The following is an 8427-nucleotide window of genomic DNA, read 5'->3' as shown; positions in this document are numbered from 1 at the left end:
GAGGCGCATCCAAACTGCTTCATGCCCTCGGGTTAAGCTACACCCGGCCCACCTATACGCTGCAACAGGCTGATCCGGCGAAGCAGCAAACCTTTCTGGAAGACACCTTTCCGGCTTTAAAAAAAGCTGATGGATGGTGATATTGACCATGTGCTTTTTGAGGACGAATCGATGATCCGTGATTATCAGGCGATCGGCCGGACCTGGTTTCTCAAAGGAAAGCAGCGACTCATTCCCACATATGGCCAGCACAAAGGTGTGAAGCTGATCGGTACGCTCGATTATGCGACCGGGAACATCCTCTGTGTCGAAGAGGAACGATATGATGCCGAAGCCTTTTTACGCTTTCTCTCGACCGTTCTGGATGTTTACCCGACGGGTAAGATCGTGATGGTGCTGGACAACGCCCGGATTCATCATGCGAAACTGCTTCAGCCCTTTTTCGAAGTAAACAGCCACCGACTGGAACTGATCTTTCTGCCACCCTACAGCCCGGAATTCAATTTGATGGAGGGCGTCTGGAAATGGCTGAAGGAAACTGTCATTCACAATGTCTTTTTCGGGAGCGTGCAGAAGATTGTTCTCGCGGTCCGGGAGTTCCTGCAAGATGTCCAACAGCGCCGCGAAGAGGTCATCGATCGTTCATGCATCAGGCTATAGAACATTAGTTCAACTTATATAGCCAATTACGACTTAGGAGAGTATGGATTGATTATGTTTACAAATGGTGATTCTTCATTTTTGAACTATATGATCGGTCAGTAAGCATTCAGTGAAAGTGGTTTGTTAATTATGAATGATACGTTCAGGAACTTAGGTTTTTCCAGGATATGCATGAAGCAGAAAACCATCATTAAACGACGACATGGCGGTAATTCAGCTATTCGAATATTTGTGAGGTGTTCAGTGGGCGATTCCAGGTCTGAGCACCTCATTTTTCTGTGAATAGAGGTGTTCGGAAGTCAGAGGGCAGCTGAGCTCCTCGAACCATTATTTTGTACTGCGTTCAGATATAATCCGGACTCCTGAACATCACGTAAACAAACATTTTAGGAAACATATGGAGCTTCATGGTTTTATGAAAAAGATTCCACTCCTCCTTTTTGAAGAAGTGGAATCTTTTTAAGAGTTACCTTCCGTTTAAAAGATAAGGTGCGCAACAGCAACAACAACCGGTAACGTAATCATCGTACGCAGCAGGAAAATCATTGCGAGCTCACGGAATTTCACCGGAAGTTTGGACCCAAGAAGAAGACCTCCCATTTCTGACATGTACACGAGTTGTGTAACAGAAACACAGGCAATGATGAACCTTGTCATCTCGCTTTCTATGCTGCTGCCGATAACAGCCGGCAGGAACATGTCGGCGAATCCGACGACCATTGTAGGTGCTGCAGCCGCTGCTTCAGGAACCTGCATAGCCATCAGTATATATTCGAACGGTGTTCCGATAATGGTGAAAAAGGAGGTGAACTCGGCGATGACGAGAGCCACCGTTCCAATTGCCATCACAATGGGAAGTACTCCGATCCACATGTCCAATACGTTCTGGAAGCCTTCTTTCAGCGTAGCAAGAGGACCTTGACTTCCTCTGGCGCGATATAATGCTTTCTCTTTTCCCCAGCTGAAAACAGACACACCCTCCGGCATCATTTCATCTGTCTTCTTCTCACTTCCATCGAAGGTTTCCTCGGTCTTGTGTGAGAGCGGTGGAATCCTCGGCATGATGATAGCCGCAATCACTCCGGCAAGCGTGATGGTCGCGTAGTAGTGAAGGAAATAGTTTTCCATATTCAAATACGAGATGACGACGATCGTGAATGTGATGGAGACGACGGAAAAAGTCGTAGCGACGACTGCAGCTTCACGTCGGGAGTAGAATCCGCCTTCGTACTGCTTCGACGTTAAGAGAACGCCGATTGTTCCGTCTCCGACCCAGGAAGCGAGACAGTCGAGAGAGGAGCGGCCCGGTAATGTGAAGAGCGGGCGCATCAGTTTGACGAGCATCGTACCGATGAATTCCAGCAACCCGAAGTTGAGCAGGAGTGGTAATAGCAGACCGGCAAAGAAGAACGTCGTGAAAAGAATAGGAATAAGGTCGTAAATAAGCAAGCCTCCGGTAATGTCTGCCACGATGAAGTCCGGTCCGAGAGCAAGGAGGGTCATGATAGCGAAGATCATACCGGCTGTTCTCGCAATCACCCAGTTACGGCTGACATCCAGCAGGTTCGTCCAGAAAGGCGATGCCGTCACCCAGGTTGGGCGGAAGATTTTTGCTGCAGCTGTGGCGATCACTGCTATAGTGATGATGCTGACGGCAAGAATCGGCACCCCTTCCCCAAGGATTCCATTCACTCCATTAGCCAGGAATGCAACCGGGATCGTAATTCCGTCCTCCGTCGGAATCGGAATGATGAAAAATAATATTCCGAAGAGGGAGGGGAGAATAAACTTCATATAATCTTTATTTGTAAACGCTTCCATTTCTGTTTGGTTTTTTCTAGATTCATGACTCATCAGCTCACTCCTCGTTATATGTTGATTGATCAGCTTCCTGTAAAAGTTCATAGAGAATGTCCATTCCAAAAATCAAGGCGGAAGTATCGAATGTCATATCAGGATGGTGCAGGCCGGGTTTCAACCCACAACCAAGACCGATCATCGTCGCTTCAATTTCCGGTTGATGAAACGTGTAAAAATGAAAATCTTCAGCTCCCGGAGACTCACAGATTTCATCTATAGCTTCTTCACCAGCCGCTTCCCGAATCGCTTTTTCCGCCTTCTGGACTGCTTTTCTGTTGATACGGGCTGCCGGGGAAAATTCTTCCAGAGAAAAAGAGATTTCCGCTCCTGTTTCCGATGCGAGCTTTTTCATCTCTACTTCAGCCCTGTCGGTAAGTTCATCCAGTCCTTCGTTGGAACGACAACGTATATCATACGTCCATGTGCACGTGGCAGGAATAGCATTCGACGCTTCCCCTCCATGGAATTCCGTCACTTTGAAAGAAAACGGTTCGCGTATCGAGATGTCTCGGAACCGTTCTATAAGTTCTGAAGAAATCTCGATAGGGTTGGTTCCATCTTCCGGACGGGCTGCATGAGCAGGAGTGCCCGTCACTTTTCCTTTCAAGCTGACGATCGTCCCATGCCTGATCCCCGGTGCCGCTTTTCCTGAAGGAACTTCGTGCTCCGGACGCAGGTGGATGCCGGCAAGAAACACGACGTTCTTCAAAGCTTCGCTTCGCATCATCTCGAGAGCCCCGGCAGCGATTTCTTCCGAGGGCTGGAAGAGGAAACGCACCGTGTGGTTATACTTCTTCTTTTCTGCAGCTATACGCAGGGCTGTATGAAGCACCATGGTGCTATGGGAATCGTGACCGCAGGAGTGATTGGCACGGACTTTCCCTTCCACTTCCTGAAGCAAAGCATCCATATCGGCACGTAGCGCAATGACTTCCTCCTGCTCTCCGGGCCATTCGACATAAAAGCCGTAATGGTTCTTGAATTCCTGAATGTCATATCCGGCTTGGGTAAGCTTTTGCTTCAGGTAGAGGGATGTTTTCTCTTCCCCGCCACTCGGTTCTGCAAGACGATGGAGCTCTTCATATGTTTTTTCAAGCGTTTGTGCATGTTCCATAAACACATTCCCCCTATTCCAGGTGAATATTCTGATGAGCAAAAAGCGTTTCCAGGCGCTGCTGTTTCTTGTCGGAAGCGTCGGTCCCTTTTTGTTCGGCAAGCCCCTGGATCAGCATTTCGGAGATGGTCATCGCAGGAGCGATCGAATGATAATCGGTGGTGCGTCCCTCTTCCGTAGTCAGCAGGATGTCTGCTTCCCTGCCGAGGGGGGAAAAGCGCCTGTTGGTGATGACGAGCACGGTCGCACCGAATTTTCTTGCTAGAGAGAGGAGGTCTTTTCCTTCTTTTCGGTATCGTGGAAAAGAAAAAAGAATGAACAGCGAGTCCTTCGTAATCTCGTTGAGGTCTTCCACAAGTACACCGGAAGGCTGCGACAGAGACACCCGTTCTTTCCAGCGGCGAAGCGAATAGTACAGCCAATACCCGGCTGCATACGAGCTTCCATGACTACCTATGTACACGTTATCGGCAGCTCGCAGTGCATCTACCGCTTTCTGCACATCCTTCATATCGAGCTGGGAAGGGAGGCGTTCATAAATCTCCTGTTCTTCCTTCACCACTCGAAGGAAGACATCCGGTTCTTCTTCGTTGTCCGTTTGTCCATCCTTTAGCCAGTCCTCGCGAATCGTATGCTGCATATCGGAATAACCGCGAAAACCGAGCACGTAGGAAACCCTGATTACTGTCGTCTCACTTGTGCCGGCTTCTTTTCCAAGCTCCGACGCCGTCAGGAATGCACTCTTTTCCTGGTGCTTCATCAAGTAATCGGCCACTTTCTGCTGCCCTTTCGATAACGAAGGGTGCCAATTTCTGATCAATTGGTCGAACGTACTCTTCATTGAAACATCCTTTCTCTTTATGAAGTTTTTCCTTCACAATAGTTAATATACTAAACTTTATCCTTCATAACAATATTTTTCTGAAAATTATAGTAATTGCACCTGTTCCCGTCTTTTTTTAGAAGCAATCAGCTGACCGACATACCTGATAGGGTTATCTATAACGACCTTCCCGGCATTCATTCGTCCCGTTTTCCATATAATATTTTTCCGTTCGAGTAATCATAGCCTATATAGTTTTCTTTGAGTAGTGCTTTTTGCTGATCGATGTCTTCGATAGGGACTGAAATGATTTTTTCTGCATTTACATGCAGTGTCTCCTGCAACGGCAGATACATGATATAGCGCAGTTTCCCGGCGTATTTCTCCCTGAGCTCCACGATGACCATCCCGTGATGGAATTTATCCCGGAGACTCGCCTCATTTTCAGGGTGGACCGTACATAACACGTGGATAAGATCGGGTCTTTCATCACGGAATTCTTCCATGATTGTTTCTCCCATTTTCTTCTGCAGACCGTTCCCCTGATAATCCGGATGGACGCAGGATATTTCCTGGTGAGCTACTCTTTCTGTGTCGAGTCCGAGATCCTTACCGAGATTTTCCGGGTCATCCGCTTTAGGATACATCATCGCACGAAAGGCGATCAGGTTTTCTTTCGCGTAAACTCCGACAACGATTCCTCTCGCTTCGAGGACAAATTCAAGCTCTTCCTCCGTCAGTTCCTGCAGTAACTCTTGTTGCTGCACTTCTTCCTTCACTTTCTCCTGAAGGCGCCTGACTTCTGATATATGGGTCAAATCAAGGAGAGAGAAGGAGGCTTTTTCACTTTCCTGACGAGGTTGGTGACGCACTGTTTCCTCTCTAAGCGTCCTGGTCACGTGTGAAAACCTCCTTACGATCGGTGAGTGAGTCGATATAGTCGACATCGACCTCATACCCGATTCCGGGCTTTTCAGGGACTTGAATGACTCCATTCTCCATCGTTACTTCCGGAGTGATGATGTCCTTCTTCCAGTAGTGGGAGGAAGGGGCGGTATCACCCGGGTACGTGAATTGCGAAAGCGTGGATAGAGCTACATTGTGCGCACGCCCTATTCCGGTCTCGAGCATCCCGCCGCACCACATCGGAACTCCTTTTTCCCGGCAGAACTCGTGGATCTTGAGCGTCTCCGTCAACCCGCCTACGCGTCCGACTTTCAGGTTCACAATCCGACAGCTGCCCAGGTTCACAGCTTTCCGTACGTCTTCGTAAGTGTGAAGACTTTCATCCAGGCAGATCGGTGTCTTCAGAAGCCGTTGCAGCACGGCATGATCGATGATGTCATCATGAGCCAGCGGTTGTTCGATCATAGTGAGATTGAACGAGTCCAATTTCTGCAAATGTTTCACGTCTTGAAGAGTGTAGGCGCAATTCGCATCGGCCATCAGTTCAATATCCGGGAATTTCTTACGGATGGCAGCAAGGACATCCACATCCCATCCAGGCATGATCTTCACCTTGATTCTCTTGTATCCTTTCTTTGTATGACTGTCGATCTTCCCGATTAATTTATCAATGGAATCCGTAATACCGATACTTACACCTACTTGGATCTGAGTATATTCTCCTCCAAGAGCCTCCTTCAGAGAAATTCCTTTTTCCTTCGCATACAGATCCCACACTGCCTGTTCCACTGCAGCCTTGGCATTGAAGTTCCCCCGGACCGATTCAAAGCGTATTGCGATTTCCGAAGGGTGGGTGAGAGAGGCTTCCCACAACTTGGGGAGTAAAAATTGTTTCATAATTGGCCAGTTCGTATGTACCGTTTCTTCATTATAAATCGGTTCGTTGATTGCCACCGACTCAGCCCACCCGGAGTATCCATTCTCTGATTGGACTTCCACAAGAATAACGTCTTTATATTGTTCCGTTCCCACGCTTGTCGTGAATGGATGTTTGAGACCCATCTTCATCTGCCGTACAACTACTTTAGTGATATTCACAGCCCTTCATCCTTCCTACTTGTTGAAGTTTTTCCTTTATATAAACAAAATACTAGAAGAAACCCTTCATTACAACGAATGTATTGAGAATTTTCTAAAAAAATCCTTGGATGAGGACTGTATAGTCTTTCTTGGTCTGATACGACTGAAAGATTGTCGGAGTGAATGCCTCGATTATTGGCATGGTCGTTATTTGTGTTGTGTTCAGCGAGCTGTTCCGGGGCCTGAGAACCTCATTTTTTTAGAATTGAGGAGCTCGGAAGCCCGGCGCGTGTACTGAACTCCGGGTAACGTAAATTTACACCGAGCTCAGACACCCTTAGTCCATCCGAACTCCACGAAAATACTTCGAAGAGAGAGCACGACCATCCCGTTTGAGCCTTTCCTATAAAAAAATACTGATAAAAGAGTGTCTTCGAATATTTACAACGAAAGCCCGCTCTTAAGTAGTAAGGAGAGAATTAAATCGGATATTCAGGTGTTTCGAAGTTACGGGAACTGGAGAATGACTTACAATATAAGGGAGGAAGAGACCTTATTTGGAAGGGAATCCTTCGAGGTGGTTAATAAAAGTAGTATTAATACAATATTTTCAAGAAGGGGTGTAGATGATAAATGAACTTAGGAAATGCTTGGATTTTTGGTGGAACAGGGATGTTGGCTGAAGCAACAGGATGGATCGCTGCGCATTCGACTAACACAGTCGCATTTGGAATAGACGCCAGGAAGTTAGAACAATTAGCGGATACACACGGAATGGAAACGGAACACTTGGACTACACGGATGTAGATGAAGTAAAAAAAACAGATCACAACCGCTCACGAAGAATACGGTTCTATCGATTTGGTCGTAGCATGGATCCACAGTACTTCACCTCACGCAATCTCAATAATCAAAGCCACTATACATAAACTGCAACCAAGTCATCCATGGTCTTTAGTCGTAATAAAAGGCAGCAGAAGCAAGAGCTCAGATATTAAAAACAGCGAAGAGGAAGACATGGAGAAGTGTTCAGTCAAGGAAGTGAGGTTGGACTTTGTCCTAAACGAATCCGGTTCGAGATGGCTGACGCATGAGGAGATATCGAACGGTGTCATCCAAGCGATCGTTGGAGCCATGGGAACAACGTCCTTAAAGATGTCAGTTAGTTCTTCATAAAGGACACCAGCTTCCTCTGCAAAAGGAAAAGTAAATATTTATACAGGAAGACAGAAACCATGAACAGGACCCAGTCTTTTTTTACTTCGTGAACAAAACAGCACTTATGGAAGAATTTCAACTATATAAGTTGAACTAATGTTCTATAGCCTGATGCATAAACGATCGATGACCTCTTCGCGGCGCTGTTGGACATCTTGCAGGAACTCCCGGACCGCGAGAACAATCTTCTGCACGCTCCTGAAAAAGACATTGTGAATGACAGTTTCCTTCAGCCATTTCCAGACGCCCTCCATCAAATTGAATTCCGGGCTGTAGGGTGGCAGAAAGATCAGTTCCAGTCGGTGGCTGTTTACTTCGAAAAAGGGCTGAAGCAGTTTCGCATGATGAATCCGGGCGTTGTCCAGCACCATCACGATCTTACCCGTCGGGTAAACATCCAGAACGGTCGAGAGAAAGCGTAAAAAGGCTTCGGCGTCATATCGTTCCTCTTCGACACAGAGGATACTCCCGGTCGCATAATCGAGCGTACCGATCAGCTTCACACCTTTGTGCTGGCCATACGTGGGAATGAGACGCAGCTTCCCTTTGAGAAACCAGGTACGGCCGATCGCCTGATAATCACGGATCATCGATTCGTCCTCAAAAAGCACATGGTCAATATCACCATCCATCAGCTTTTTTTTAAAGCCGGAAAGGTGTCTTCGACAAAGGTTTGCTGCTTCGCCGGATCAGCCTGTTGCAGCGTATAGGTGGGCCGGGTGTAGCTTAACCCGAGGGCATGAAGCAGTTTGGATGCGCCTC

Annotated in this window: 6 protein-coding genes and 2 pseudogenes; 2 read left to right on the top strand and 6 right to left on the bottom strand. The window is 47.3% G+C overall.

Annotated elements, in window-relative coordinates; genetic code table 11:
• Positions 1-660 (top strand): annotated as a pseudogene (locus BW944_RS14640) (IS630 family transposase); the annotation flags it as partial.
• Positions 661-1140: 480 nt separating this feature from the next.
• Here BW944_RS14640 and BW944_RS14635 read toward each other — a convergent pair.
• From BW944_RS14635 to menC, 5 genes are all read right to left on the bottom strand, one after another.
• Positions 1141-2517 (bottom strand): YjiH family protein, encoded by a 1377-nt coding sequence (locus BW944_RS14635; RefSeq protein WP_076560947.1) that lies wholly within the window; start codon positions 2515-2517, stop codon positions 1141-1143.
• A gap of 4 nt (positions 2518-2521) precedes the next feature.
• Positions 2522-3637 carry an amidohydrolase gene (locus BW944_RS14630; protein ID WP_076560946.1) on the bottom strand — a complete coding sequence of 372 codons (1116 nt, stop codon included), beginning with the start codon at positions 3635-3637 and terminating at the stop codon, positions 2522-2524.
• 13 nt (positions 3638-3650) lie between these two features.
• Positions 3651-4478 (bottom strand): MurR/RpiR family transcriptional regulator, encoded by an 828-nt coding sequence (locus BW944_RS14625; protein WP_076560945.1) that lies wholly within the window; start codon positions 4476-4478, stop codon positions 3651-3653.
• Positions 4479-4657: 179 nt separating this feature from the next.
• Positions 4658-5359: a GNAT family N-acetyltransferase gene (locus BW944_RS14620; RefSeq protein WP_076560943.1), complete on the bottom strand. Its 702-nt coding sequence runs from the start codon at positions 5357-5359 to the stop codon at positions 4658-4660.
• Complete coding sequence (menC, locus tag BW944_RS14615) at positions 5343-6464, bottom strand: o-succinylbenzoate synthase (protein ID WP_076560941.1); 1122 nt, start codon at positions 6462-6464, stop codon at positions 5343-5345. Before menC ends, BW944_RS14620 begins: the two co-directional genes overlap by 17 nt.
• Before the next feature lie 615 nt (positions 6465-7079).
• On the opposite strand from menC, the gene BW944_RS14610 reads away from it, so the two are divergent.
• Positions 7080-7376, top strand: a complete 297-nt coding sequence (locus BW944_RS14610; protein WP_076560939.1) for a Rossmann-fold NAD(P)-binding domain-containing protein — start codon at positions 7080-7082, stop codon at positions 7374-7376.
• A 390-nt stretch (positions 7377-7766) separates the two neighbouring features.
• Here BW944_RS14610 and BW944_RS14605 read toward each other — a convergent pair.
• Positions 7767-8427 (bottom strand): annotated as a pseudogene (locus BW944_RS14605) (IS630 family transposase); the annotation flags it as partial.

Origin of the sequence: Salimicrobium flavidum (assembly GCF_900156645.1) — a bacterium.
GTDB lineage: Bacteria > Bacillota > Bacilli > Bacillales > Halobacillaceae > Salimicrobium > Salimicrobium flavidum.
This window is presented reverse-complemented; position numbering and strand designations above follow the sequence as displayed.